25 protein-coding genes and 1 pseudogene are annotated in these 24469 nt (G+C 70.8%); 11 read left to right on the top strand and 15 right to left on the bottom strand.

All coding sequences use genetic code 11. The features are described from left to right. Positions 1-188: 188 nt before the first annotated feature. Positions 189-1244: a succinyl-diaminopimelate desuccinylase gene (dapE, locus tag N8I87_RS15640; RefSeq protein ID WP_263209263.1), complete on the top strand. Its 1056-nt coding sequence runs from the start codon at positions 189-191 to the stop codon at positions 1242-1244. Here dapE and N8I87_RS15635 read toward each other — a convergent pair. Next, positions 1225-2886: a PucR family transcriptional regulator gene (locus tag N8I87_RS15635; protein ID WP_263209261.1), complete on the bottom strand. Its 1662-nt coding sequence runs from the start codon at positions 2884-2886 to the stop codon at positions 1225-1227. The two genes, dapE and N8I87_RS15635, sit on opposite strands and share 20 nt — an antisense overlap. 173 nt (positions 2887-3059) lie before the next feature. Between N8I87_RS15635 and N8I87_RS15630 the strand changes: the two genes are divergently transcribed. The 3 genes from N8I87_RS15630 (at position 3060) to N8I87_RS15620 (ending at position 5834) form a co-directional block, all read left to right on the top strand. Continuing rightward, positions 3060-3860, top strand: a complete 801-nt coding sequence (locus tag N8I87_RS15630; RefSeq protein ID WP_263209260.1) for a chorismate synthase — start codon at positions 3060-3062, stop codon at positions 3858-3860. Further along, positions 3857-4975 carry an o-succinylbenzoate synthase gene (gene menC, locus N8I87_RS15625; RefSeq protein ID WP_263209258.1) on the top strand — a complete coding sequence of 373 codons (1119 nt, stop codon included), beginning with the start codon at positions 3857-3859 and terminating at the stop codon, positions 4973-4975. Before N8I87_RS15630 ends, menC begins: the two co-directional genes overlap by 4 nt. A gap of 67 nt (positions 4976-5042) precedes the next feature. Then, positions 5043-5834 carry a S16 family serine protease gene (locus N8I87_RS15620; RefSeq protein WP_263209256.1) on the top strand — a complete coding sequence of 264 codons (792 nt, stop codon included), beginning with the start codon at positions 5043-5045 and terminating at the stop codon, positions 5832-5834. A 22-nt stretch (positions 5835-5856) separates the two neighbouring features. Here the strand turns inward: N8I87_RS15620 and N8I87_RS15615 are convergent, their stop codons facing one another. From N8I87_RS15615 to N8I87_RS15595, 5 genes are read right to left on the bottom strand one after another with little or no spacing between them, the layout of a single operon-like run. Further along, the gene (locus tag N8I87_RS15615) at positions 5857-6816 is read right to left on the bottom strand and encodes a glycine betaine ABC transporter substrate-binding protein (protein WP_263209254.1); all 960 of its coding nucleotides are present in this window, start codon (positions 6814-6816) and stop codon (positions 5857-5859) included. After that, positions 6813-7676: an ABC transporter permease gene (locus N8I87_RS15610; protein WP_411577234.1), complete on the bottom strand. Its 864-nt coding sequence runs from the start codon at positions 7674-7676 to the stop codon at positions 6813-6815. Before N8I87_RS15610 ends, N8I87_RS15615 begins: the two co-directional genes overlap by 4 nt. Beyond that, positions 7673-8860 carry an ATP-binding cassette domain-containing protein gene (locus tag N8I87_RS15605; RefSeq protein ID WP_263209250.1) on the bottom strand — a complete coding sequence of 396 codons (1188 nt, stop codon included), beginning with the start codon at positions 8858-8860 and terminating at the stop codon, positions 7673-7675. The genes N8I87_RS15610 and N8I87_RS15605 overlap by 4 nt, the downstream gene beginning before the upstream one ends. Then, on the bottom strand, positions 8853-9500 hold the full coding sequence (locus N8I87_RS15600) for an ABC transporter permease (protein ID WP_263209248.1): 648 nt from the start codon (positions 9498-9500) through the stop codon (positions 8853-8855). Before N8I87_RS15600 ends, N8I87_RS15605 begins: the two co-directional genes overlap by 8 nt. 27 nt (positions 9501-9527) lie before the next feature. Continuing rightward, positions 9528-10007 carry an Lrp/AsnC family transcriptional regulator gene (locus N8I87_RS15595; protein WP_263209246.1) on the bottom strand — a complete coding sequence of 160 codons (480 nt, stop codon included), beginning with the start codon at positions 10005-10007 and terminating at the stop codon, positions 9528-9530. 121 nt (positions 10008-10128) lie between these two features. Here N8I87_RS15595 and hppD point away from each other — a divergent pair, with 121 nt between their 5' ends. Next, positions 10129-11274 (top strand): 4-hydroxyphenylpyruvate dioxygenase, encoded by a 1146-nt coding sequence (gene hppD, locus N8I87_RS15590; RefSeq protein ID WP_263209244.1) that lies wholly within the window; start codon positions 10129-10131, stop codon positions 11272-11274. Between the two features lie 75 nt (positions 11275-11349). Here hppD and N8I87_RS15585 read toward each other — a convergent pair whose 3' ends face one another. Continuing rightward, positions 11350-12834, bottom strand: coding sequence for a tetratricopeptide repeat protein (locus N8I87_RS15585; protein WP_263209242.1), 1485 nt, complete (start codon positions 12832-12834; stop codon positions 11350-11352). A 92-nt stretch (positions 12835-12926) separates the two neighbouring features. Here N8I87_RS15585 and N8I87_RS15580 point away from each other — a divergent pair, with 92 nt between their 5' ends. Further along, the gene (locus N8I87_RS15580; protein WP_263209240.1) at positions 12927-14333 is read left to right on the top strand and encodes an FAD-binding oxidoreductase; all 1407 of its coding nucleotides are present in this window, start codon (positions 12927-12929) and stop codon (positions 14331-14333) included. 16 nt (positions 14334-14349) lie between these two features. Here the strand turns inward: N8I87_RS15580 and N8I87_RS15575 are convergent, their stop codons facing one another. Then, a complete protein-coding gene (locus N8I87_RS15575) occupies positions 14350-14763 on the bottom strand; it encodes an SsgA family sporulation/cell division regulator (RefSeq protein WP_263209239.1) in 414 nt (137 codons plus the stop codon). Between the two features lie 241 nt (positions 14764-15004). Between N8I87_RS15575 and N8I87_RS15570 the strand changes: the two genes are divergently transcribed. Both N8I87_RS15570 and N8I87_RS15565 read left to right on the top strand, forming a co-directional pair. After that, positions 15005-16423, top strand: coding sequence for an RDD family protein (locus N8I87_RS15570; protein ID WP_263209237.1), 1419 nt, complete (start codon positions 15005-15007; stop codon positions 16421-16423). Positions 16424-16486: 63 nt separating this feature from the next. Beyond that, complete coding sequence (locus N8I87_RS15565) at positions 16487-17239, top strand: RDD family protein (RefSeq protein WP_263209235.1); 753 nt, start codon at positions 16487-16489, stop codon at positions 17237-17239. A 60-nt stretch (positions 17240-17299) separates the two neighbouring features. Here the strand turns inward: N8I87_RS15565 and N8I87_RS15560 are convergent, their stop codons facing one another. Further along, positions 17300-17584 carry a hypothetical protein gene (locus N8I87_RS15560; protein ID WP_263209233.1) on the bottom strand — a complete coding sequence of 95 codons (285 nt, stop codon included), beginning with the start codon at positions 17582-17584 and terminating at the stop codon, positions 17300-17302. 400 nt (positions 17585-17984) lie between these two features. On the opposite strand from N8I87_RS15560, the gene N8I87_RS15555 reads away from it, so the two are divergent. Then, complete coding sequence (locus N8I87_RS15555) at positions 17985-18170, top strand: hypothetical protein (RefSeq protein WP_263216981.1); 186 nt, start codon at positions 17985-17987, stop codon at positions 18168-18170. Further along, a pseudogene (locus N8I87_RS15550) lies at positions 18125-18822 on the top strand (transposase); the annotation flags it as partial. The gene N8I87_RS15555 and the pseudogene N8I87_RS15550, both read left to right, overlap by 46 nt. On the opposite strand, the gene N8I87_RS15545 reads toward N8I87_RS15550, so the two are convergent. After that, positions 18746-20011, bottom strand: a complete 1266-nt coding sequence (locus tag N8I87_RS15545; protein WP_263209231.1) for an RNA-guided endonuclease InsQ/TnpB family protein — start codon at positions 20009-20011, stop codon at positions 18746-18748. The pseudogene N8I87_RS15550 and the gene N8I87_RS15545 overlap by 77 nt on opposite strands. Positions 20012-20037: 26 nt before the next feature. On the opposite strand from N8I87_RS15545, the gene tnpA reads away from it, so the two are divergent. Continuing rightward, positions 20038-20454: an IS200/IS605 family transposase gene (gene tnpA / locus N8I87_RS15540; RefSeq protein WP_263209229.1), complete on the top strand. Its 417-nt coding sequence runs from the start codon at positions 20038-20040 to the stop codon at positions 20452-20454. 266 nt (positions 20455-20720) lie between these two features. On the opposite strand, the gene N8I87_RS15535 is transcribed toward tnpA, so the two are convergent. From N8I87_RS15535 to N8I87_RS15520, 5 genes are all read right to left on the bottom strand, one after another. Next, entirely contained in the window at positions 20721-21671 is a 951-nt protein-coding gene (locus N8I87_RS15535) for a PLP-dependent cysteine synthase family protein (protein WP_263209227.1), read from the bottom strand. 17 nt (positions 21672-21688) lie between these two features. Continuing rightward, on the bottom strand, positions 21689-21967 hold the full coding sequence (locus N8I87_RS15530) for a MoaD/ThiS family protein (protein WP_263209226.1): 279 nt from the start codon (positions 21965-21967) through the stop codon (positions 21689-21691). Between the two features lie 121 nt (positions 21968-22088). Further along, positions 22089-22184, bottom strand: coding sequence for a putative leader peptide (locus N8I87_RS44020; protein ID WP_317633465.1), 96 nt, complete (start codon positions 22182-22184; stop codon positions 22089-22091). 87 nt (positions 22185-22271) lie between these two features. Further along, complete coding sequence (locus N8I87_RS15525; protein ID WP_263209224.1) at positions 22272-22694, bottom strand: M67 family metallopeptidase; 423 nt, start codon at positions 22692-22694, stop codon at positions 22272-22274. A 133-nt stretch (positions 22695-22827) separates the two neighbouring features. After that, positions 22828-24252: an amino acid permease gene (locus N8I87_RS15520; protein ID WP_263209223.1), complete on the bottom strand. Its 1425-nt coding sequence runs from the start codon at positions 24250-24252 to the stop codon at positions 22828-22830. Positions 24253-24469 lie beyond the last annotated feature (217 nt).

Raw genomic sequence — 24469 nt, 5'->3', positions numbered from 1 at the left:
CCGACGTTGTCCTACAGCAGCGATCGAGTCGCGTCTCCCAATTGGCGGTCGAGTCGTCGCGGGGCTCCGGGCGGCCAAGTCCTTTGAGCCGTCGAACCGGCGCTCGCATGACAGCCATACCGAGAACCCCTGGGCCCTCCGATCTTACGAATGACCAGAGCAACCACCCTTGAAAGGTAGGACCTCGCATGACCTCCCTGGACCTCACCGCCGACGTCGTCGACCTCACCCGGGCCCTCGTCGACCTCCCCTCCGAGAGCGGGGAGGAGGCCGCGATCGCGGACGCCGTCCAGGCGGCCCTGGCCGCCCTGCCCCACCTCACCGTGGAGCGCGTCGGGAACTCGGTCGTCGCCCGCACCGGGCTGGGCCGCCCCCGGCGGGCCGTGATCGCCGGGCACCTGGACACCGTCCCGGCCGCCGGCAACCTCCCCTCCCGGCTCGCCGACGACCGCGTCCACGGACTCGGCGCCTGCGACATGAAGGGCGGAGTGGCCGTGGCCCTGCGCCTCGCGGCCACCGTCCCGGACCCGGCGCTCGACCTCACCTTCGTCTTCTACGAGTGCGAGGAGGTCGAGGGCGAGCGCAACGGGCTCGGCCGGATCGCCGCCGAACGGCCCGGCCTCCTCGAACAGGTTGACCTCGCGATCCTCATGGAGCCCTCCGACGCCGGCATCGAGGCGGGCTGCCAGGGCATCCTCAGCGCCGACATCGTCGTACGGGGCGAACGCGCCCACACCGCCCGCGCCTGGAAGGGCGTCAACGCCGCCCACAAGGCCGCCCGCGTCCTCCAGCGGCTCGACGACCACACGCCGGAGCGCGTCGTCATCGACGGACTGGAGTACCGGGAGGGGCTCGGCGCGGTCGCCGTACGGGCCGGGGTCGCCGGGAACGTCGTGCCCGACGAGTGTATCGTCACGGTCAACTCCCGTTTCGCACCGAACCGTTCGGCCGAGGAGGCGGAGGCGTACGTCCGCGGGCTCTTCCCCGAGTACGAAGTGCGGGTCACCGAGGTCGTACCGGGAGCGCTGCCCAGCCTTGAGCAGGTCGGTGACCTCGTCGCCGTGCTCGGCGCCGAGCCCCGGCCCAAGCTCGGCTGGACCGACGTGGCCCGGTTCGCCGCGCTGGGCGTGCCCGCGCTCAACTACGGCCCCGGGGACCCGTCGCTCGCACACACGGCGGGGGAGTACGTCCCCGTGGCACACCTGCGCGAGTGCGAGGACAGCCTCAGGAAGTGGCTCCTCTGAGGCCCGCGAGGACCCTCAACTGGAGCCACAGCACCAGCCGTTCGTCGGGATCGTCCAGGTCGATCCCGACGTGCTGCTGGGCCTGCCTCAGCCGGTAGCGGCAGGTGTTGGGGTGCACGGCGAGCAGCTTCGCCGCGCCCGCCATGTCGCAGCCCGCGTCCAACCAGCAGACCAGGGTGCGGGCGTAGTCCGTGCCCTGGTCCGCGTCGTACTCCAGCACCCGCCGCCACGCGCCCGCGCTCAACTCACGCCGCTCACCGAGCAGTTCCGTCAGCCGCAGCAGGGTGACGCGCGGGCGCACCTCGTCCACCGTCGCCACCGGCAGCTCGGGGCCCAGCACCCGCAGCACCAGGTCCGCGTCGGCCCGCGAGTCGGCCACCCCGCCGACATCCGGCACCAGCTCGCCCAGCGCCGCCCGCACCGGCACCCGCAGCGCCTGCCCGGCCCGCAGCACGATGTCTTCCGCGAGCCTCTTGTGGCTGTGTCCATTTGTTCGCCGCAGAGGCGCTCCAGCCGGTGTCGAGTGACCGACCGTGCTCAGCCCTTCGGACCTGCGCGCGCTCGGCCCCTCGACACCGGCGCGCCCCTGCGGCTCACGGGCTCCGGGTGCCGGAAGCAGCGCGTACACCACCCCGTCGGCCAGCACGCACGCGTGCCGCCCGTAGCGCGCCTCGCACTGCAGGCGTACGACGTCCAGCAGACGCAGCGCGGTCCGCTCGGAGTCCGGCACGCTCGCCGCCGAGTCGAGGACGAACGCGGCCACGCGTACGGCGCCCTCCAGCCCCAGCCGCTGCCCGGCCGTCGACGCGTCGGCCGTGCCCTCCAGCAGCCGGCGCAGCAGATCGCTGTTCTGGTGGCGGGCCAGTTCCTGCGCGGCACGGGCGCGCAGCAGGAGCAGCGCGGCCGTGGAGGCGCCCTGGGCGAGGGTCTCCTCGGCGTCGGGCGCGAGCGTGCCGTCGTCGACCACCCACACCGAGCCGAGCGTCTCGCCGCCCGCCCGGACGGGCATCGCCAGCCGGGGCAGGTCCGCGTCCCGCAGCGCGGGCAGCCGCACCGGCCGGTCGGCCGCGAACAGCACCCGGTACTGCTCGGTGTTCTCCGAGCTGGGCGGCACCTGGAGGCCCAGGATGCCCTGCCGGCGGTCCTCGTCGACGACCTGGCCGGGGACGGTCGAGTAGGCCAGGATCCGCTGCCGGGTGTCCTCGATGGCGGTGGCCCCGCCCGCCGCCGCGGCGATCGCGTCGGCCAGCGCGAACAGATCGCCGAGCCCGCTGCCGGAAGCGGCGGGCCGGGCGCCGATCGCGGACGCCAGCAGCAGATGGATGTGGTGCCAGGCCGCGTCCTCGTCGACCGACAGCAGCGCCACGCCCCGCGCCTCCGCCTCGCCGACCGGGCCGTCCTCCCCCCGCACCACCACCCCGGTCATCCCCGCCTCGGCCGCCGCCCGCACCAGCGGCCCGGCCGCCGCCGCGCGCACCCCGACCGCGAGGAGCAGCGCCCCGGGCAGCCGGGGGAGCGGGGCGTGGGCGTCGTACAGCACCGCCTCGGTGACCGGCACGGTCAGTCCGGCGGGGGCGGTGTGCAGGCGTACGGAGGGACCGCCGATGACGTCCAGGAGGTCGCCGAGCGTGCAGGCGTCCATGGGGTCCTCACCTTCCGGTACCGGCCGAGGGCGTCGGCCTTCGGCCGACAGGATCGGCCCCCAGGATCGGGCGACGGTACTGGCCGCTGTATTGGCCGATCTCGAAACGAACGTACGCATGTGTTGTCCACTCGCACAACACGTGCCCGCCCCCGGCCTCCGAGACTCGGACCATGACAGGAGTCACCATCCGTACCGTCCACGACGTCACCGGGCTCGCGGCCGTGAGCGCCTACTTCAGCGACGTCTGGCAGACACCCCGCAGCGCGCCCCCCTACCCGGCCGAGGTCCTGCACAGCCTCGTCCACGCGGGCGGTGCCGTGCACGCCGCCTACGACGGGCAGCGGCTGGCGGGGGCGTCCGTGGCCGTGTTCGGCCCGGGGCAGGAGACCTACTCGCTGGTGGCGGCCGCCGACCGGGGCCTCGGGTACGCGGTGAAGCAGGCCCAGCGCGCCTGGGCGCTGGACCTCGGCGCCCGCACCATGCGCTGGACCTTCGACCCGCTGGTCGGCCGCAACGCCCGCTTCAACCTGGCCAAGCTGGGCGCGGTCGGCACCGAGTACCTGGTCGACTTCTACGGCCCGATGGCGGACGGCGTGAACGACGGCGACGAGAGCGACCGGCTGACGGTGACCTGGGACCTGACGGCGCCGACCCCGTCGTACGACACGACGGACGACCGTGAGGCGGCGCCCGCCACACTCCCCCAAGCTTTCGACTTCGCTCCAGCAGGGGGGACCCCCATGGCCCCCGACGGCGACGCCCTGGCCCGCCGCGACCTCGCCGGCCGGCAGGTGCACTGCCGGGTCCCGGACGACATCGTGAAGCTGCGCGCCGCCGACCCCGTGCTGGCGCTGCGCTGGCGGCACGCGGTGCGCGAGGTCTTCACCGAGGCCTTCGCCGAGGGATTCACGGCCACGGGCATGTCCCGCGACGGCTGGTACACGCTCACCCGGACGGAGGAAGCGGCATGAAGCTGGAGCGCGTAGAGATCGTCCACGTGGCGATCCCGCTCGTCACCCCCTTCCGCACGTCCTTCGGGACCATGACGGCGAAGGACACCTTTCTGCTGCACGTCGTCACCGACGCGGCCGAGGGCTGGTCGGAGTTCGCCGCCGACCCCGAGCCGCTGTACTGCTCGGAGTTCACCGCAGGCGCCGAGATCGTGCTGCGCGACTTCCTGCTGCCGCGCGTCGCCGCACTCCCGCACCTCACCACGGCCGCGCTGGCCCCCGCGATGGCGAAGATCAAGGGACACGAGCTGGCGAAGGCCGCCCTGGAGACGGCGGTCCTGGACGCGGAGCTGCGTGCGCACGGCATGCCGCTGGCGACCTATCTGGGCGCCGTACGGGACCGGGTCCCCGCCGGAGTCTCGGTCGGCATCAAGAACTCGGTCCCCGAGCTGATGGACGACGTCGAGCGCTATCTCGCCGAGGGGTACGTCCGCATCAAGCTGAAGATAGAGCCCGGCTGGGACATCGAGCCGGTACGGGCGGTGCGCGAGCGCTTCGGCACGGCGCTGCCCCTCCAGGTCGACGCCAACACGGCGTACACCCTCGCCGACGCCGAGCATCTGCGGCGCCTCGACGACTTCGGGCTGCTGCTGATCGAGGAGCCGCTGGAGGAGAACAACCTGTACGCCCACGCGCGCCTCCAGCAGCGCATCAGCACCCCCGTCTGCCTGGACGAGTCCCTGCACAACGCTGCCGACACCGCCTCCGCGATCTCCCTGGACGCCTGCCGGGTCGTGAACGTCAAGCCCGCCCGGGTCGGCGGCTATCTGGAGGCCCGTCGCATCCACGACGTGGCCCACGCGCACGGCGTGCCGGTGTGGTGCGGCGGGATGCTGGAGACGGGCATCGGCCGCGCCCCGAACCTGGCGCTGGCGGCTCTGCCCGGCTTCACCCTCCCCGGTGACACCTCGGCGTCCTCCCGCTACTTCGCCGAGGACATCACCGAGCCCTTCGTGCTCCAGGACGGACATCTGCCCGTCCCGACCGCACCGGGCATCGGCATCGAGCCGCTCCCCGAGGCACTGCGCCGCTACACCCGGGAGCGCCGGGACCTGTACCGGGCCGGCCTGGGCTGACCCATCGCCCGTACTGACCCGCCGCCGTGCCGGTGGCCGGAAGTGCTCGCCACGTTAGATTGACCTCGTGCTCTCTCGTCTCACGCGCCTCCAGGCCGTCGCCGTCTGCGCCCTGCCCGTCGTGGCCCTGCTCGCCACGGCGGTCTTCGCGCCGTTGCCGTTCTCGGTGGCACAGCCCGGGATGACGGCGAACGTGCTGGGCGAGAACCGGGACACCCAGGTGATCACGATCTCCGGGGCGCCGACCCGGAACACGAACGGGCAGCTGCGGATGACGACCATCGAGGCGACCGGCCCGGACGCGCAGGTGCCGCTCGGTGACGTGGTCGACAGCTGGTTCCGTACGGACCGGGCGGTGATGCCGCGCGACGCGGTCTACCCGACCGGCAACAGCGTCAAGGAGATCGAGCAGCACAACGCCGAGCAGATGCGGCAGTCCCAGGACGCGGCGACCCAGGCGGCGCTGAAGTATCTGAAGCTGAGCGACAAGGACGTCAAGGTGTCGCTGAAGCTGGCCGACGTCGGCGGGCCCAGCGCGGGGCTGCTGTTCTCGCTCGGGATCATCGACAAGCTGGACGGCAACGGCAGCGGCGGCGACCTCACGGGCGGCCGCACCATCGCCGGCACCGGGACCATCGACACGAACGGCACCGTCGGCGCGGTCGGGGGCGTGGCCCTTAAGACGCAGGCCGCGCGGCGGGACGGGGCGACCGTCTTCCTGGTGCCGAAGGACGAGTGCCGCGAGGCGAAGTCGGAGCTCCCGAAGGGACTGCGACTGGTTCCGGTGACCACCCTGAAGGGGGCGGTGGACTCCTTGGTGGCCCTGGAGAAGGGGAAGGGCCCGGTACCGAGCTGCTAGACGCTGCCGGGTACGTCTACGCCTACTTCACGAACCCCTGCGCCTTCATCCAGTCCAGAGCCACCTGGTGCGGATCCTCCCCGTCGACGTCCACCTTCGCGTTGAGGGTCTGTGCCACGGAGTTGTCGAGCTTCGCCGTGACGGGGTCGAGTACGCCGGCGATCGCCGGCCACTGCTTCAGAGTCCGGGAGTTGATCTCGGGGGCCGCGTTGTAGTTGGGGAAGAACTTCCGGTCGTCCGCCATCACCTCCAGGCCCATGGCACGGATACGCCCGTCGGTCGTGTAGACCTCCCCGTAGGTGCAACTCCCCTTCGCCGTCTCGGTGTAGATGATCCCGGTGTCCATCTGTGTGATGTCCGACGCCGGGACCTTCATCCCGTACGCCTTCTGCATCCCCCGCAGCCCGTCCGCCCGGTTGGCGAACTCGCCCTCCACGCACAGCGTCACGGCACCGGGGCGCGACCTGGTCAGCGCGGCCAGGTCCGACAGGGTCCGGGTGCCGTACCTCCTGGCACCGGCCCGGTTCACGGCGAGGGCGTAGGTGTTGTCGAGTCGCGAGGGCGCGAGCCAGGTCAGCCCGTTGGCGAGGTCCGCGTCGCGCACCGCCTGCCACTGCTTGCGTGGGTCGGGGATCGGTTCGCTGTTGCCCTGGTACGTGATCCAGGCGGTGCCCGTGTAGTCGTACATGGCGTCCGCGTCCCCGCTCCTGACTGCCTCCCGCGCCCCGATCGAGCCCTGGACACCGGTCCGGTCGACGACGTCCGCGCCCGCCGCCTGGAAGGCGATGCCCATCATCGCGCCGAGGATCAGGCTCTCCGTGTCCGCCTTTGACGTCACCGTCAGATGGGCACCCTTGAGCGGCCGCCCCTGCCCGATGGACCCCGGCCGGACGTCGTCCACCATCGGCGACCCACTGCTCAGCCCACACCCGGCCACCGCCACCAGCACCCCGGCCGGCAGCAGACGGGCGCGGCGGTTCATGTCTCCACCGCCAGGCCGCGTGGCCGTAGCAGCAGCTCGGCCAGTGAGGCCAGCCAGTCGACGAGCAGGGCGAGGGTGACCGTCAGGACGGAGCCGAGGATCAGTACCGGCATGCGGCGGGTGGTGATTCCGGCGGTGATCAGCACGCCGAGGCCGCCGCCTCCGCCGAACGCGGCGAGGGTGGCCGTGCCGACGTTGAGGACCAGCGCCGTGCGCACACCGGCCAGGATCAGTGGGACGGCTAGGGGGAGTTCCACGCGGGCGAGCACGCCGTGCGAGGACATGCCGATGCCGCGGGCGGCTTCGAGCAGGGTCGGGTCGTTCGCCTTCAGGCCCGTGACGGTGTTCGCGAGCACCGGCAGCAGGGCGTAGGCGGTGATGCCGATCAGGGCGGCCTTCATACCGGTGCCGAGCCAGATCACCAGCAGGGCGAGCAGTCCGATCGCGGGTGTCGCCTGGCCCGTGTTGGCCATCGCCATGACGAGCGGGGTGGCCCGCCGGAATGCCGCGCGGGTCAGCAGGATGCCCAGCGGGATCGCGATGACCAGCACGAAGAAGGTCGAGATCACGGTGAGTTCGACGTGCTGCCACAGGGCCTTGGACACCTGGCCGCCGGACAGCGCGTTACGGGAGACCTCGTCCAGGTCGGCCCGCCGGAACCACAGCAGGGTCGCCAGCAGGACCGCGACCAGTACGGCCGGCATGACGGTCAGTTTCTGCCAGGTGAGTCGGCGGCGCGGCCGGGGCGGCGGGGTCCGGGGCCCCTCCACCCTGGCGGCATCCGCGGACCCGGTCCCGGCCGTCGGCTCCTGCGGCCCGGCTGGGCCTTCCCGCGAATCCAGGCGGCCCGGGGTCGTCACGCCGTGCCTGCCCCTCCGCCGTCCGCCGCCCGGTCGGCCGCCAGCAGCTCGTGCACGGAGCGCATCAGCGTCCCCACGTCGACGACACCCGCGTACTCCCCGTCGGCCCCGGTCACCGCGACCCGGCCCGCGCTGTCCGTCAGCAGCGCCTCCAGCGCGTCCCGCAGCGTCGCGTCCCGGGCCACGGTGCGGCCCACCGGTGTGCCCGTACGGACCGGCCGGCTCCCGGCCCGTACGAGGTCGCCGCGCCGGAGCCAGCTGCCGGGGCGGCGCTGTTGGTCGAGGAGGAGGATCTCGTCCGTACCGCTTCTGCGCAGCCGGTCGAGCATCTCGTGCGGCGGGGTGTCCTCGGTGGCCGTGGGACAGTCGGCGATCCCCACGTCCCGTACACGGGTCAGATGGAGCCGCTTCAGCGCCGCCCCCGCGCCCACGAACCCGGACACGAAGTCGTCCGCCGGGCCGGTGAGGATAGCTTCCGGGGTGTCGAACTGGGCGATGTGCGAGCGCTCGCGCAGCACCGCGATCCGGTCGCCCAGTTTGATCGCCTCGTCGAAGTCGTGGGTGACGAAGACGATCGTCTTGTGCAGCTCGCGCTGGAGCCGGATCAGTTCGTCCTGGAGTCGGTCGCGGGTGATCGGGTCCAGCGCGCCGAACGGCTCGTCCATCAGCAGGACAGGCGGATCGGCGGCAAGCGCCCGTGCCACCCCGACGCGCTGCTGCTGGCCGCCGGAGAGCCCGCGCGGATAGCGGTCGTGGAACTCGCCGGGGTCGAGACCCACCAGGACGAGCATCTCCGCCACCCGCCGCCTGATCCGTGGCTTCGGCCAGCCGAGCATCCGCGGTACGAGCGCGATGTTCTGGGCGGCGGTCAGATGCGGGAACAACCCGGACGACTGGATCGCGTACCCGATGTTCCGGCGCAGCCGTACCGGGTCCATGGCGGTGACGTCCGCGCCGTCGATCCGGATACGGCCCCCGGTCGGCTCGATCAGCCGGTTGATCATCTTCAGGGTGGTCGACTTGCCGCACCCGGACGGGCCGACGAGCACGACGGTCTCGCCCGCCCCGATCCCCATGGTCACGTCGTCCACGGAGGGGTCCGCGCTGCCCGGATAGCGCTTGGTGAGGTGCTCCAGCTCGATCGAGGCGCCGTGCGTGGCAGCGCTGCCGTTGGGCTCAGCCACGGATCCCCCTCGAAATCGTCAGCCGTCCGACCAGCACGTACGCGGCGTCGAACAGCAACGCCAGGACGATGATCCCGAGCGTGCCCGCGAGCACCTGGTTGAGCGCGTTCCTGCTGCCCAGGGAGGCGATCCCGCGGAAGATCTCGTTGCCGAGACCTGGCCCGGAGGCATAGGCGGCGACGGCCGCGATGCCCATCAGCATCTGGGTGGAGATCCGGATGCCGGTCAGGATCGGCGGCCAGGCCAGCGGCAGCTCCACCCGCAGCAGCCGGGAGCGACGGGACATGCCGATGCCGCGCGCCGCGTCCAGCAGCACCGGATCGACTCCGCGCAGGCCCACCACCGCGTTCCGCACGATCGGCAGCAGCCCGTACAGCGTCAGTGCGATCACCGTCGGCGGCACGCCGAGGCCCACGGGAGGGATCAGCAGGCCGATCAGGGCGAGGGACGGAATGGTCAAGATGGTGGCGGTGGCCGTGGTGGCGAGGTTCCCGGCCCATTCGCTGCGGTGGGTGACGACTCCGATCAGCACGCCGAGCAGGGTCGCCACGACCATGCACTGGAAGACGACACTGGCGTGTTGACAGGCATCCGTGAGCAGTTGCTGGTGACGGTCGCCCAGGTACTCCCAGAAGCCCACGCCCTGCTCACCCCCGGGTCGGTCGGGTCAGGTTCCGTCCCGGTCCCCCGCCGCCTGCTCCACCAGCGGGATGATCCGCAGCGGGACGGGGTTCTCCATGACGATCGCCGTGGAGGCCCGGACGATGCCATCAAAACCGACAACCCGGTCGATCACCCGCTGGAGATCGGCGTTGGAGCGGGCCACCAGCCGGCACAGCATGTCCCCGGTGCCCGTGGTGGTGTGCAGCTCCAGCACCTCCGGCACAGTCGCCAAGTGGGCCCGGACATCGGGCCCTTGTCCCTGCCGGATCTGGAGCGTGGCGAACGCCGTGACCGGATAGCCGAGGGCCGCCGGATCGACCTGCGGTCCGAATCCGCGGATGACTCCGTTCGACTGAAGCCGGTCCAGGCGCGCCTGCACGGTCCCCCGGGCGACCCCCAGCCGCCGTGACATCTCCAGGACCCCGAGCCGTGGCTCCCGGGCCAGCAGCAGGATGATGCGCCCGTCCAGATGATCGATCGCCACGTCGTCTCCCGGTTGGTCATCCTGTACAGAAGGTCCGCCGATACGGCCGTACTACTGAACATATTGCCCAGTCGATACCGGAACTATTGCGCACCTTGCAGAGCGGAGCCAGTCTTCCGCCATGACGCAGACCACACACCACACTCCCGACACCGCCCGGCAGGCCGACCCCTTCCCGGTCAAGGGAATGGACGCGGTCGTCTTCGCCGTGGGCAACGCCAAGCAGGCGGCGCACTACTACTCCACCGCCTTCGGCATGAAGCTGGTCGCCTACTCCGGACCGGAGACCGGCAGCCGCGAGACCGCGAGCTACGTCCTGGAGAACGGCTCCGCCCGATTCGTGTTCACCTCGGTCGTCAAGCCGAGCACCGAGTGGGGCGCCTTCCTCGCCCGGCACGTGGCCGAGCACGGCGACGGCGTCATCGACCTGGCCATCGAGGTCCCGGACGCGCGCCACGCGTACACCTACGCGATCGAGCACGGCGCCCGCTCGGTGGCCGAGCCGTACGAGCTGAAGGACGAGCACGGCACGGTCGTCCTCGCCGCGATCGCCACGTACGGCGAGACCCGCCACACCCTCGTCGACCGCTCCGGCTACGACGGGCCGTACCTGCCCGGCTACGCTGCGGCCGCCCCGATCGTCGAGCCGCCCGCCCGCCGCACCTTCCAGGCCATCGACCACTGCGTCGGCAACGTCGAACTCGGCCGGATGAACGAGTGGGTCGGCTTCTACAACAAGGTCATGGGCTTCACGAACATGAAGGAGTTCGTGGGCGACGACATCGCGACCGAGTACAGCGCGCTGATGTCGAAGGTCGTCGCGGACGGGACCCTGAAGGTCAAGTTCCCGATCAACGAGCCGGCCATCGCCAAGAAGAAGTCGCAGATCGACGAGTACCTGGAGTTCTACGGCGGCGCGGGCGTCCAGCACATCGCGCTCAACACGAACGACATCGTCGAGACGGTACGGACCATGCGCGCGGCCGGAGTCGAGTTCCTGGACACCCCCGGCTCCTACTACGACACCCTCGGCGAGTGGGTCGGCGACACCCGTGTCCCGGTCGACACCCTGCGCGAGCTGAAGATCCTCGCCGACCGCGACGAGGACGGCTACCTTCTGCAGATCTTCACCAAGCCGGTCCAGGACCGCCCGACGGTCTTCTTCGAGATCATCGAACGGCATGGCTCGATGGGCTTCGGCAAGGGCAACTTCAAAGCCCTGTTCGAGGCGATCGAGCGCGAGCAGGAGCGACGCGGAAACCTGTGACCCGTCCGGGTCCTGCGGGTGCCTCGGGGGCATGCGCAGGACCCGGTACCTTCCTGACTCACCGTGGCGCCCGACTCACCGTCGCGGTGCCTTCGCGTCGTCGAACAACGGCTCCTCGGTCGACGGCTCGCCCAGCTCCCGCAACGCCGCCCTGGCCGCGGGCACTTGCAGGGGCGAGAAGTACGGACTGATCCGCAGTGCCTCCTCCAGGTGCCGCCGGGCCGGTCCGTCCAGCTCCAGCTCCCGCTCGATCATGCCCCGGTGAAACGCGTACAGGGCGCTGCGCACTCCGCCGCCGTTGACCTTGTCCGTGGCGATCTCGGCGTATTCCAGCGCCTTCTCGGCGTCCCCGGCCCGGTTCAGCGCCCACCCCAGCGCGTCCGCCACCTCGATCCCCGGCTGCCGCTCCCACTCGGCCTCCAGCCGCTGTACGGCATCCTGCGGGTTCCCGTGGTCCGCCTCGAACCGCCCGAGCACCAGCTCGTCGTCGACCCCGCCCGCCGTGTCCTGGGCCACCCGCACCCGCAGCAGGTCGTACTGCACCCGGGCCTCCGGCCGCTGCCCCAGCGACTCGTACAACTCGCCCAGTTCCAGGGCGTACTGGGGACTGGGCTGGTTGGCGAGCGCCTCCTGGTAGGCGTTGAGGGCGTCCTGGGTGCGGCCCAGCGCGGCGAACGCCCGGCCCCGCCCGGCCAGGGCGGCCGCCTGGCCGGGGTCGAGACGCAGGGCCGCCTCGAAGTGCCGCAGCGCGTCCTCGCGGTCGCCGCGCTCCCAGGCCAGCTGTCCGGCCTGCTCCAGATAGGCCGCCTGCTCGGTGGGCGTCCGCGCGGCCGCCGAGGCGTCCGCCAGCTGCGCCGCGGCGTCCTCGCGCCAGCCCCGGTCGCGGTAGACGGCGGCCGCCTGCGCCATCACGGCCGGCCGCCGGGCGGCATCGACCTTCAGCCCCATCAGCTTCTCCAGCGTCTCCCGCGCCGCCTTGTAGTCGCCGAGGCCGGTGTACGCGTCGATCAGCAGCGGATAGGTCGACCACCGCTCCGGCTCCGCGTCCAGCGCCTGCTCGCCCCAGCGTTTGGCCTCGGCGAAGTCCCGGCGCGCGTTCGCCAGCGCGGCCATCCCGCCGAGCGCCGGCGCGCTCTGCGGGTTGTCCTCGCCCAGCACCCTGAGCGAGGTGCGCAGCGCCCGCTCGGCCCTCGGGAAGTCCGCGGCGTCGGCGGTCCGCCGCCCCTGTTCCACATAGGACGTGCCCAGCACGGCCCAGGCCGGCGCGTCCTGCGGATGCCTCCGCAGATGTCTCTCCTGCTGTCCGATCAGCGCGGCCAGGTCGGGCAGCGCGGCCGGCACCCCGGCGTTGACAGCCGTCAGCGCGTGCGGCCCGGACCCCGGCACCGGTGGCCTGGCCCGGGGCGACGAGGGGAGCAGCATGAGGACTCCGCCGACCGCGGCACCGGCCGCGACGCCTGCCGCGACCGAGACGATCAGTGCGCGCCGCAGCCTTCGGGAGCGGCGGGGCGGCTGCTCCGCCAGCAGCGACGTACCCGGGCGGGACTGTTCGTTCTCCATGGCGCTCACTGTGCGCTAATACGACAAGCCATACGGTCAGCTCAAGGCGCGTCATGGACGGGGTTCACACCGATGGCCGCGGGTGCGACGCTGTGATCATGAGCCGTATCCAAGCCGCACCCGACGAAGCCCAGGGAAACCTCGGCGACCGGCTCCTCGCGGGCCTGCCGGCCGAGGCGGTCCTCACCGATCCCGACGTCACCGCCTCGTACGCCAATGACATGGCGAGCTTCTGCCCGGCGGGCGCACCGGCCGTGGTCGTCCTGCCGCGCACGGTCGAACAGGTCCAGCACGTCATGCGGGTCGCCACCGAACTGCGCGTCCCGGTCGTCCCGCAGGGCGCCCGCTCCGGTCTGTCCGGCGGCGCCAACGCCTCCGAGGGCTGCATCGTGCTGTCCCTCATCAAGATGGACCGGATCGTGGAGATCAGTCCGGTCGACCGGATCGCGGTGGTCGAGCCGGGGGTCATCAACGCCACCCTCTCCCGCGCGGTCGAGGAGCACGGCCTGTACTACCCGCCGGACCCCTCCAGCTGGGAGATGTGCACCATCGGCGGCAACATCGGGACGGGCTCCGGCGGTCTGTGCTGTGTGAAGTACGGGGTGACGGCCGAGTACGTCCTCGGTCTGGACGTCGTGCTGGCCGACGGCCGTCTGATGTCCACGGGCCGCCGCACGGCGAAGGGCGTCGCGGGCTACGACCTGACCCGTCTGTTCGTCGGCTCCGAGGGCTCGCTCGGCATCGTCGTGCGGGCCGTCCTGGCGCTCAAGCCCAAGCCGCCGCGGCAGCTGGTGCTCGCCGCCGAGTTCGCCTCCGCGGCCGCCGCCTGCGACGCGGTGTGCCGGATCATGGCGGGTGGGCACGTGCCCTCCCTGCTCGAACTCATGGACCGTACGACGGTGAAGGCGGTCAACGACCTCGCCAACATGGGCCTGCCCGAGTCGACCGAGGCCCTGCTCCTCGCCGCCTTCGACACCCCGGACCCGTCCGCCGACCTCGCCGCCGTCGGCGCGCTGTGCGAGGCCGCCGGTGCCACCCAGGTGGTCCCGGCCGAGGACGCCGCCGAGTCCGAACTCCTCCTCCAGGGACGCCGGCTGTCCCTCACCGCCCTGGAGGCGGTCAAGGGCACGACGATGATCGACGACGTGTGCGTGCCCCGCTCGCGGCTGGGCGAGATGCTGGAGGGCATCGAGCGGATCGCCGGGAAGTTCGGGCTGACCATCGGCGTCTGCGCCCACGCCGGGGACGGCAACACACACCCCACCGTGTGCTTCGACGCGCAGGACCCCGACGAGTCCCGGCGGGCCCGGGAGTCCTTCGACGAGATCATGGCCCTCGGCCTGGAACTCGGCGGGACCATCACCGGCGAGCACGGCGTGGGCGTCCTGAAGAAGGAGTGGCTGGCACGGGAGATCGGCCCGGTCGGGGTCGAGATGCAGCGCGCGGTGAAGCAGGTCTTCGACCCGCTGGGCATCCTCAACCCGGGCAAGCTGTTCTGAACCCGCCCTCCCGCCGTCACCGGGCGAGCAGCTGGTCGAGCGCGTCGTCGATCCCGAGCTGCCCGCCCTCCGTCCCCGGGGGCACCACGCGCAGCGTTCGCTCCAGCCACGCGGACACCTGGGCGGCGGGCGCCTCCAGGAGGGCGTCGCCGTCGGGCGAGCTGAGCGCCACGAGGACGACGCTGCGGCCCTCCGTCTTCGTCGGCCACACCCGTACGTCCCCCTGCCCGCACGCCCGGAACACCCCCTCCACGAGGAGTTCGCGGGCGAAGGTCCAGTGCACCGGGTGCTCGGAGTTGATGTGGAAGGTGATGTGGACGGCGTACGGGTCGGTGGTGCGGTAGCCGAGCCGGGCCGGGACCGGGATGCTGCGCTCCGGTGACAGGACGAGCCTGAGCTCCAGTTCGCGCTCCACCACTGTGCGGTGCATGGCGTCGGTTTCCTCTCTCGGTCGGGTGTGCGGGCCCCGCGGCGGGGGCCTCGCACGAGGGGAGAGGACGTAAGGGCGCGATCATTACGCGGGTTCGGAGAATTTCTTTCCGACTCTGTGAAGCGGGTGCACGTCGTTGCCCGGAAAGGGGCGGGTCCGGCGGGACTGGCGGTGGGAGTTGCGCACGTCTGATAGATGTGGAGCCCCTATACGACCCCCGAGCAGATACGGGACGACGGACATGAGCGCCCCAACCCCGGCCCCCGGCGACGACCGGCCCCGCGAAGGGTATTACCCGGACCCGTCCATTCCTGGATATGTCCGGTACTGGAACGGTGCCGCCTGGGTGCCGGGCACCAGCCGGCCCGCGCCGCGGGACGGCGAACCGCTCATGGCACCGTCCGGCGGACACCCGGCCGCTCCCGCCGTGGAGGAGACAGGACCGCACTTCTTCGACGAGGATCCGCAGCCGGAGCCCGGCTGGGGAGCCGACCGGGCCCAGCAGTCCGGCTTCGGCGGCGACCAGGACCGGCGCGTGTCCTGGGGCGCCGATCCCCGGGTCCCCGCGGATCCCCCGGCCCAGCCGGACGGCGCGTCCGCCCACACCGACGGGACGGCGACGATCCCTCCGGCGGACTCGTCCGACGTGCCGTCCGACGGCACCTTCGTCTTCCGCAGGCCGACCGCGTCCTCTTCCTCCGACGCCAACCCCCCGTTCCGCGCGCCCTCCCCGCGCACGGGTCAGCAGGGCGGGGCGCCGGGGGCGCAGGCCGGAAGCACGCCGGGCTTCGCCGCCCGGGGGCCGGTGGCGGTGGGGGACTCCGGGCCCTCTGGTGCCTCCGGTTCCTCCGGCCCGTCAAGTCCTCCCGGTTCTTCGGGCGGCTCCCCTCGCCCCGGGTTCGGTGCCGGCAAGGCCGCCGCGGACCGTGCGGCCGCGGCGCAGGCCGAGGCGGCCCAGGCGGCGGCAGCGACGCCGGTCGCCCAGGCGTCCGCTCCCGCTCCCTCCGTACCCCAGCAGTCGGCCGGCGCAACTCCCATGGCCAGCGGCGCCGGTGGCGGGCAGTCCTCCTGGGCCCAGCAGGTGCACCGGCTCGCCGGGGCCGGGGACGACCAGCCGGTGGTGCCGTGGAAGCCGCCGGTGGAGGACCCGTTCCAGGCGGTTGTCCGGCGGCAGGCGGCGGCGCGGCCCGCGGGACTCGGCAGACGGCTGGCCGCCCGGCTCATCGACAGCCTGGTCGTCGGCACCCTGACGGCCGCGGCCGCCATGCCGTTCGGCGCCAAGGCGATCGACCACATCCAGGGGAAGATCGACGAGGCCAAGCTCTCCGGCCGGACCGTCACCGTCTGGCTGCTCGACGGCACGACGGGGACGTATCTCGGCATCGTCCTCGCCGCCCTCCTCGTCTCCGGCCTCCTCTACGAGGTGCTGCCCACCGCCAAGTGGGGCCGCACCCTGGGCAAGAAGGTGTGCGGTCTCGAGGTCCGGGACATCGAGGCGCACGAGCCGCCCACCTTCGGCCTCGCCCTGCGCCGCTGGCTCGTCTGCACCGTGCCCAGCCTGCTCGGCATCGGACTCGTCGGCCTCGCCTGGTGCGTGTTCGACCGCCCCTGGCGCCAGTGCTGGCACGACAAGGCGGCGCACACCTTCGTCGCGGGCTGAGCGGGTCCCCCGTACGGCGGCCCGCCGGATGCGGTGCCCGGTTCTTCGCGGTCCACTCGGGCCATGAGCACCGAACCGCCCCCCGGCTCAGGACAGCAGCCACCGGAAGAAGACCCGTTCAGGAAGCAGCCCCCACCGGGCCAGGGGGCGGGCTCGCCGTACGACACCCCAGCGGGCGAGGGCGAGGGCCAGGGACCGCCGGGTCCTGGCCCGGGTCCTGGTTCGGGTTCGCCCTATGACACCCCGTCGGGTCAGGGACCGCCGGGTCCCGGTTCGCCCTACGACGTCCCGCCCGGCGGCCAGCCCCCGCCGCCCTACGGCGGTGGCCCCTACGGAAGCGGCGGTGCCCCCGCCGACCCGCTGGCCGGCATGCCCCCGCTCGCGGACAGCGGCAAGCGCACGCTCGCCCGCATCATCGACATGGTCCTGGTGGGCATCGTCGTCTGGCTGGTCACCCTGGTCTTCCGGGTGAACGAGCTCCAGATGAGCAGCGACCGGATCGAGGTGGGCAAGGGGTTCGCGCAGTCGATCATCGTCGCGGTGCTCTACGTGGCCTACGACACGCTCCTGATCGCCAAGACGGGACAGACCCTCGGCAAGAAGTGGCTGGGCATGCGGGTGGCCGACCTGGAGGACGGCTCCACGCCCTCCACCCAGACGTCGCTGACCCGCGCGCTGGTCCTGTGGATCCCGTTCGCCTTCTGCTGCGCGTGCATCTGGACCGCGATCGCCGGCGGCTGGAGCTTCTTCGACAAGCCCTACAAGCAGGGCCTGCACGACAAGGCGGCCAAGACCGTGGTGGTCAGCACCGGCTGAGCGGGCGCCACACAGCAGGCGGCGGGCCCGTACGTCTCACGGACCCGCCGTCTTCGGCTGTCAGGGAGCGCTCGGCTCCCGTATCGGCTCGACCGTGGCGGCCACGGGCTCCCGCGGTGCGGGCACCCGCTGCTGGACGACCGGGGCGGGCTGCGGTGCCGCGACCGTGCGAGTCCTGGGCAGTGGCACCGTCATGGCGACCAGCAGCCCGAGGGCGAGAGCCGAGAACGCGATGACCGCGATCCCCAGACCCGAACTCGTCTGTGACAGCAGCAGCATGGCGAGGGTCGAGAAGATCACGGTGCAGGAACCGTAGGCGAGCTGTGCGGCAGTCGGACGAGGCATGGCAATCGTGTCCTCGGAAGATATTGGGGGTGAGACGGGTAACCGGCCTGGCTTTCCGCCGACTTCCGGGCGTTCCACCATTCGACTCTAATCGCGTGCATGCCCGAGTGGAACCGCCGGTAAGCGTGACCTAACCCACGGTACCGGTGCACAGGGGGCGCACGGAGTCATGGGGTCCGCCAAGTGGACGGACTCGCGCGCCCGTCAAGTCGTATGCGAGGCGTTCGTAAAGCGAACTCCCGCTCCGCATAGTGCACTTGTCCTGTCCAAGTCAAGGTCTGTCTTTTCTTTTAAACCTCTAGTCAAATGTCGTCACTTGACTACACGCGTTGATCAGGCGCGCACGGACCTCCATGACCAGGACCCCCTTCCGTGTGCCCGGACGCGGGGGAGGAAGCAAGTGATCAGCAGACCCTGGACGTTCAGAGCGGCCGCGATCGGTGTGGCACTCGCGGCGGCCACCGCCACGTTCTCGACGTTCGCCGTGGCGGAGGCCGGCACGACGGCCAAGTCCGCTGCCGCGAACCGGCACGACCCGGCGCCGGTGTTGCGGCCGCCCCCACCCCCGGCCAGGCCGCCCAGCTGACCCGCGCCCAGTTGCGGTCGTTGCTGAAGAAGGCCGGTCGCAAGAACACCATCGATGCAGAGGCAGAGCGTCTCCAGACCGCGCTGCGCGCCCCGCAGATGCGCCAGCTCCCGCTGGTCGAAGAGGCCATGGGCCGCCAGACCCTCGCCCTGCTGCGGCAGCTGGATGCCGCCTGCGCCAGCGCCGACGACCTCGCCGAGGCCGCGATGGAGTCTTTAAGCAGCACCCGGACGCCGAGATCATCACCGGCTTCCCAGGGCTCAGCGCGCTCAGCGGCGCCCGGGTGTTCGCCGAGATCGGCGACGACCGATCCCGCTTCGCCGACGCGAAAAGCCTCAAGGCTTACGCCGGTTCGGCCCCGATCACCAGGGCCTCCGGCAAGAGCGTGGCCGTCCTTGCCCGCCGGGTCAAGAACCAGCGACTGGCCGGTGTCGGCTACGTGTGGGCCTTCGCCGCCATGGCCCACTCAGACGGCGCCAGAGCCCACTACGACCGCCGCCGCAAGGCCGGAGACCGCCACACCGCCGCTCAGCGCAACCTTTTCAACCGCATGCTCGGCTGCCTCCACCACTGCCTCACCCACCGCGTCCACTACAGCGAAACGGTGGCCTTCGCCGCCCCATCAGACACTCAACTAGCGGATGCCGCTTGACAGTTCTTCCGCATCGGATGTCTGCTTCACCGCGCTGGGCCGGTACGAGTACCCGTCTTACCTGCGCTCCACAGGCTGACACCGCCAGTCCGGCGGCCTTGGCGACGTTGACCGCCGCGTTGATGTCCCGGTCGAGGACGGCCCCGCAAGCCCCGCATTCCCACACGCGAATGTGCAGGGGTTTGGGGCCGTCCTTGACGCCACACTGCGAGCAGACCTGGGAGGTCGGCTCGAACCGTCCGATGCGGAGGAAGCTGCGGCCGAACTTCGCGGCCTTGTACTCCAGCATCGTCACGAACGCGGACCATCCCGCGTCGTGGACGGACTTGGCCAGGCGCGTACGAGCGAGCCCCTTCACCGCCAGGTCCTCAACGGCAATCGCTTGGTTGTCGCGAATGATCCTCGTTGAGAGCTGGTGGTGGAACTCGCGCCGTGCGTCGGCCACCTGCGCGTGAGCGCGGGCGACCTTGATGCGGGCCTTGTCCCTGTTCTTCGATCCCTTGGCCTTGCGGGACAGGCGGCGCTGTTCCCTCTTGAGTTTCTTCTCGGCCCGGCGCAGGAAGCGCGGGGCGTCGATCTTCGTGCCGTCGGAGAGGACCGCGAAGTGCCCGAGGCCCAGGTCGATGCCGACGGCGGCTGCCACGTCGGGCAGCGTCTCGGGGCCGGTCTCCACGACGAAGGACGCGAAGTATCTCCCGGCAGCGTCTTTGATCACGGTTACCGTGGACGGCACGGAGGGGAGATTGCGGGACCACTTGACCCGCACGTCGCCGATCTTCGGCAGGGACAGGTCCCCGCCGGTCGTGATCTTCCATCGGGCGTTCGCGGTGAACCGTACGGCCTGCCGGTTGTCCTTGCGGGATTTGAACCGGGGCGCTCCCATGCGCGGGCGCTTGCCCTTGAGGCCGTCGAAGAAGTTCCGGTATGCGGTGTCCAGGTCCCGGAGGGACTGCTGGAGGACGACGGCGGACACCTCGCCGAGCCATGCGCGCTCTTCGGTGAGCTTGGCCTCGGTGATCAGCAGTTTGGACAGCTCCCCGGTCTTCGGGAACGCCTCGCCCGCGGCGCGGGCGGTCTCACGGGCGCGAAGCGCATCGTTGTAGACCACCCGCGCACACCCGAACGCCCTGGCCAACGCTGAGCGCTGAAAACCATTCGGATACAGGCGGAAGCTGTACCTCAGCTGCATACCTCTGACCCTACTACGGTTGGTTTATGGCTGAGTATCAGAACATCCGCACCGGCCGACACTGTGTCTTCGTTCTTCACGCACACTTGGTTTTCATGACGAAGTACCGGCACAAGGTCTTCAATGACGCCCACCTGACGCGCATGGAAGAGATCATGCGGGCCGTCTGCGCCGACTTCGAATGCGAGCTGGTCGAGTTCAACGGCGAGAACAACCACGTCCACCTGCTCGTGAACTTCCCGCCGAAAGTTGCCCTGTCCAAGCTGGTCAACAGCCTCAAGGGCGTCAGTTCCCGCAGGCTCCGCCAGGAGTATCCGGAACTGGTCCGACACTACTGGCGGGCACAGCGGCTGTGGTCCGGCTCGTACTTCGCCGGGTCGGTCGGCGGGGCTCCTCTGTCGATCGTGAAACAGTACATCGAGCAGCAGAACCGGCCCGTCTGAGCTGAGGTCGACAGTGCGGACCCATGTGCACAGGCAAGTCAGAGCACTTCTCAGAATCGCTTCACCACCGGGCCAAAGCCCGGTGCACTGCGATTAGACCCGGTAGCGGCGGGGTCCGTGCAGCCATGAGCATGACACTCAGGGGAGTGCGCGAGGACCGTAGCCTCGGCGCGGGGACCCCGGCAGTACCGCGGAAAGATCTTTGCCGCTCCATAGGCAGCGTTTAGCCCCCTCGTGAGAGGGGGCTGGCGGCTGCTTGATGAGCCCTATGCCCAGAGCTGACCCTGGACCGTCTCGATGGCCTCCTCCGTCGTGGCGGCCGTGTAGACGCCCGTCGAGAGGTACTTCCAGCCACCGTCGGCCACGATGAAGACGATGTCGGCGCTTTCGCCCGCCTTGACGGCCTTCTTGCCGACGCCGATCGCGGCGTGCAGCGCGGCGCCCGTCGAGACGCCCGCGAAGATGCCCTCCTGCTGGAGGAGTTCACGGGTACGGGTGACCGCGTCGGCCGAGCCGACCGAGAAGCGGGTGGTGAGGACGGAGGCGTCGTAGAGCTCCGGTACGAAGCCCTCGTCGAGGTTGCGCAGGCCGTAGACCAGGTCGTCGTAGCGCGGCTCGGCGGCGACGATCTTCACGTCCGGCTTGTGCTCGCGCAGATAGCGGCCGACGCCCATCAGAGTGCCGGTGGTGCCGAGGCCCGCCACGAAGTGGGTGATCGAGGGGAGGTCGGCGAGGATCTCCGGGCCGGTGGTGGCGTAGTGGGCGCCCGCGTTGTCCGGGTTGCCGTACTGGTAGAGCATCACCCAGTCGGGGTGCTCGGCCGACAGCTCCTTGGCCACGCGTACGGCCGTGTTGGAGCCGCCCGCTGCCGGGCTGGAGATGATCTCGGCGCCCCACATGCCGAGCAGGTCCCGGCGCTCCTGCGAGGTGTTCTCCGGCATCACGCACACCATGCGGTAGCCCTTGAGCTTGGCCGCCATGGCCAACGAGATGCCGGTGTTGCCGGAGGTGGGCTCCAGGATGGTGCACCCGGGGGTCAGGCGGCCGTCCTTCTCCGCCTGCTCGATCATGTGCAGCGCGGGGCGGTCCTTGACCGAGCCCGTGGGGTTGCGGTCCTCCAGCTTGGCCCAGATCCGGACCTCGGGGGACGGCGACAACCGCGGCAGGCGCACCAGAGGGGTGTTGCCCACCGCGGCCAGCGGGGAGTCGTAGCGCATCGCTGATCAGCGGCCGATCAGGCCATGCCGCCGGCGACAGCGGGGAGGATCGTCACCGCGTCACCGTCGGACAGCTTGGTGTTGATGTTGTCGAGGAAGCGGACGTCCTCGTCGTTCAGGTAGACATTGACGAAGCGGCGCAGCCTGCCTTCGTCGACGATCCGGGCATGGATGCCCGTGTGCCGGGTCTCGAGGTCGGCGAGCAGCTCGGCGAGGGTCTCACCACTGCCCTCCACCGCCTTCTGACCGTCGGTGTACGTGCGGAGGATGGTGGGGATGCGGACCTCGATGGCCATGGGTGCGGGCTCCTGTCGGAAGTAGTCAGGTCGGTGGGGCGCGCGGCGGCGCTGGGGGGGGCGTACTCGTACGCGGTCAAACGTGCCGCGGCTCACGGCCGTACGGCGGCAGTGTTCGGCGTCAACAGATGGCGCTGGCGAGCCTGCACAGGTCGACGTGCAGCCGCGCCACGAGCAGCATGCCCGGCGTCTTTTCGCTCACGTCGTTCAGAACCATGGGCTCATCGTATCGATTCCCGGTCCGGATCCTGGAGTGTGATCTCGCATCGTGGATGAATTCTGACCGAACTGCGGGATCCTCCCCTCAGTAGGCCTCCACGACCTTGACCTCCTCCTCCTTGACCTCGCCGTCCTGGATGCGGAAGGAGCGGAACTGGAACTCGCCGAGGCCGTCGGTGTCGGCCGTGGAGACCAGCACGTAGTGGGCGCCGGGCTCATTGGCGTAGGAGATGTCGGTGCGGGACGGGTAAGCCTCGGTCGCCGTGTGGGAGTGGTAGATCACCACCGGCTCCTCGTCCCGGTCGTCCAGGTCCCGGTAGAGCTTGAGCAGGTCGCCCGAGTCGAACTCGTAGAAGGTGGGCGACATGGCCGCGTTCAGCATCGGGACGAAGCGCTCGGGGCGGTCCGAACCCGCCGGGCCCGCGACGACGCCGCACGCCTCGTCGGGGTGGTCCTTGCGGGCATGGGCGACGATCTGGTCGTGGAGGGCCTGGGTGATGGTCAGCATGTCGGTCAGGATAAGCAGAGGGCCGCCCCGTACCGAAGGCTGGTACGGGGCGGCCCATATGCCGGACGCCCTGAGCGGCGGCCGCTGGGGGCGCCACGAGTGCTCCCCGCGGCCGGACGTCCCTGGGGTGAGGTCAGCCGACCTTCTCGAGCACCGGCTCGCGGCGCTCGGTGACCTGAGGGTTGCGGGCCTTGAGCACGGCCCAGCCGACACCGAGGGCGGCGGCCCAGCCGGCCATCACGTACAGGCAGACGCGGGAGTCGGCGTCGTACGCGATCAGGCCCGTGACGAAGAGCAGGAACACGATGGCGATCCAGCTGCACACCGCGCCGCCCGGCGCCGGGAAGGCGGAGGCGGGCAGCCGGCCCGCGACGACCGCGCGGCGGTACAGGACGTGGCTGATCAGGATCATCAGCCAGGTCCAGATGCCGGCCGCGGTGGCGACGGACATGACGTAGCCGAAGGCCTTCTCCGGGACGATGTAGTTCAGGATCACGCCGATACCCATGAAGAGGACCGAGACCGTGATGCCGAAGGCGGGCGTCTTGGTGGACGACAGCTTGCTGAAGACCCGCGGGGCCTCGCCGTTGTCGGCCAGGGTGCGCAGCATGCGGCCCGTGGAGTACATGCCGGAGTTGCAGGACGACAGGGCGGCGGTGAGCACCACGAAGTTGACGATGCCGGCGCCGGCCGGGATGCCGATCTTGGCGAAGGCGGCGACGAAGGGGCTCACGCCGGGCGCGAACTCGGTCCACTTGACCACGCACAGGATGACGGTGAGGGCGCCGACGTAGAAGAGGGCGATACGCCAGGGCAGGGTGTTGATCGCCTTGGGGAGGGTCTTCTCCGGGTCCTCGGACTCGCCGGCCGTGACACCGACCAACTCGACGGCGAGGTAGGCGAACATGACGCCCTGCAGGGTCATCAGGGACGAGCCGATGCCCTTGGGGAAGAAGCCGTCGAACTGCCAGAGGTTGGACACCGCGGCGGTGTCACCGGCGGAGCTGAAGCCGAAGGTCAGCACGCCCAGGCCGATCACGATCATGCCGATGAGGGCGGTGACCTTGACCATCGAGAACCAGAACTCCAGCTCGCCGAAGACCTTCACGGAGATCAGGTTGACCCCGAAGAGGATCACCAGGAAGACCAGGGCGGTCACCCACTGCGGGATGTGCGGGAACCAGTAGTGGACGTAGATCGCGGCGGCCGTCAGTTCGGCCATGCCGGTCACGACCCACATCAGCCAGTACGTCCAGCCGGTGAAGTAGCCGAAGAACGGGCCGAGGAACTCGCGGGAGTACTCCGCGAAGGAGCCCGAGACCGGGCGGTACAGCAGGAGCTCGCCGAGCGCCCGCATGATGAAGAAGACGATGGCGCCCGCGAGGGCGTACATCAGGATGAGGCTGGGACCGGCCTTGGCGATGTTCGCCCCGGCTCCCAGGAACAGGCCGACGCCGATGGCGCCGCCGATGGCGATCATCTGGACCTGGCGGCTGCCGAGTCCGCGCTCGTAACCCTCTTCGGAGGTCTTCTCCGTGTCGACCTGAGCGGAGGTCATGAGTTGTGTGCGCCTTTCTCCATGCCGAACCGGGCCTCGAGTCGGCCTCGGATCGGGTTTCGATCCCCCCGGATTGATGGAGCTGTTGCCTGGCCGGCGGTCGCCGGCTCGGTGGCGCACCCGGCCGAACATGGGTGGTGTTCGCCGGGCGGTCGTGAAGATCTATCACGGCCGCAACATTGATCGACTCTGCCCGCTGTGGCGCACGGCACAGGAA

Origin of the sequence: Streptomyces sp. HUAS 15-9 (genome assembly GCF_025642155.1) — a bacterium.
Lineage (GTDB): Bacteria > Actinomycetota > Actinomycetes > Streptomycetales > Streptomycetaceae > Streptomyces.
Note: the sequence above shows the minus strand (reverse complement) of the source record. Positions and strands in the feature narration are given on the sequence as shown.

Coding starts and splice junctions, on each gene's coding strand:
- N8I87_RS15545 (WP_263209231.1), bottom strand. CDS start 20,011: ATGCAGCTGAGGTACAGCTTCCGCCTGTATCCGAATGGTTTTCAGCGC.
- N8I87_RS15585 (WP_263209242.1), bottom strand. CDS start 12,834: ATGGAGAACGAACAGTCCCGCCCGGGTACGTCGCTGCTGGCGGAGCAG.
- N8I87_RS15535 (WP_263209227.1), bottom strand. CDS start 21,671: ATGCGCTACGACTCCCCGCTGGCCGCGGTGGGCAACACCCCTCTGGTG.
- hppD (WP_263209244.1), top strand. CDS start 10,129: ATGACGCAGACCACACACCACACTCCCGACACCGCCCGGCAGGCCGAC.
- N8I87_RS15520 (WP_263209223.1), bottom strand. CDS start 24,252: ATGACCTCCGCTCAGGTCGACACGGAGAAGACCTCCGAAGAGGGTTAC.
- N8I87_RS44020 (WP_317633465.1), bottom strand. CDS start 22,184: ATGGTTCTGAACGACGTGAGCGAAAAGACGCCGGGCATGCTGCTCGTG.
- N8I87_RS15530 (WP_263209226.1), bottom strand. CDS start 21,967: ATGGCCATCGAGGTCCGCATCCCCACCATCCTCCGCACGTACACCGAC.
- N8I87_RS15635 (WP_263209261.1), bottom strand. CDS start 2,886: ATGGACGCCTGCACGCTCGGCGACCTCCTGGACGTCATCGGCGGTCCC.
- N8I87_RS15630 (WP_263209260.1), top strand. CDS start 3,060: ATGACAGGAGTCACCATCCGTACCGTCCACGACGTCACCGGGCTCGCG.
- dapE (WP_263209263.1), top strand. CDS start 189: ATGACCTCCCTGGACCTCACCGCCGACGTCGTCGACCTCACCCGGGCC.
- N8I87_RS15575 (WP_263209239.1), bottom strand. CDS start 14,763: ATGCACCGCACAGTGGTGGAGCGCGAACTGGAGCTCAGGCTCGTCCTG.
- N8I87_RS15565 (WP_263209235.1), top strand. CDS start 16,487: ATGAGCACCGAACCGCCCCCCGGCTCAGGACAGCAGCCACCGGAAGAA.
- N8I87_RS15525 (WP_263209224.1), bottom strand. CDS start 22,694: ATGCTGACCATCACCCAGGCCCTCCACGACCAGATCGTCGCCCATGCC.
- N8I87_RS15615 (WP_263209254.1), bottom strand. CDS start 6,816: ATGAACCGCCGCGCCCGTCTGCTGCCGGCCGGGGTGCTGGTGGCGGTG.
- N8I87_RS15560 (WP_263209233.1), bottom strand. CDS start 17,584: ATGCCTCGTCCGACTGCCGCACAGCTCGCCTACGGTTCCTGCACCGTG.
- tnpA (WP_263209229.1), top strand. CDS start 20,038: ATGGCTGAGTATCAGAACATCCGCACCGGCCGACACTGTGTCTTCGTT.
- N8I87_RS15570 (WP_263209237.1), top strand. CDS start 15,005: ATGAGCGCCCCAACCCCGGCCCCCGGCGACGACCGGCCCCGCGAAGGG.
- menC (WP_263209258.1), top strand. CDS start 3,857: ATGAAGCTGGAGCGCGTAGAGATCGTCCACGTGGCGATCCCGCTCGTC.